Here is a 268-nt window from a genome sequence, read left to right on the forward strand (position 1 = left end):
GATGCCGGGGATGGTGCCGATGGCCAGGTTTTCCTTACGCGCCAGGTCATAGAACGTGATGGTGTCGATGGCGAAGCGCGCGGCGGATTTCGCCTTGGCGATCGACGCCTCGACGCAGCCCGCGTAAGCCCCCTGCATGCGGGTGAACGCCAGCAGGTGGCCGTCAGCGTCGGTCACGGCAATGCAGATTTTCATGTCGCGGCTGCGGGCGATGTCAGTGGCTTTCTGCGCCAGCTGCAACGCCGCTGCGGTGGACAGGTTCTGCTGG

The 268-nt window shown here is 64.9% G+C and carries 1 protein-coding gene; it reads right to left on the reverse strand.

Annotated features, from left to right (window positions below):
• A partial coding sequence (locus SB756_RS30680; RefSeq protein WP_410913317.1) for a heme-binding protein occupies positions 1–268 on the reverse strand: 268 nt, incomplete at both ends.

Origin of the sequence: Pseudomonas sp. SIMBA_068 (assembly GCF_046534705.1) — a bacterium.
GTDB lineage: Bacteria > Pseudomonadota > Gammaproteobacteria > Pseudomonadales > Pseudomonadaceae > Aquipseudomonas > Aquipseudomonas putida.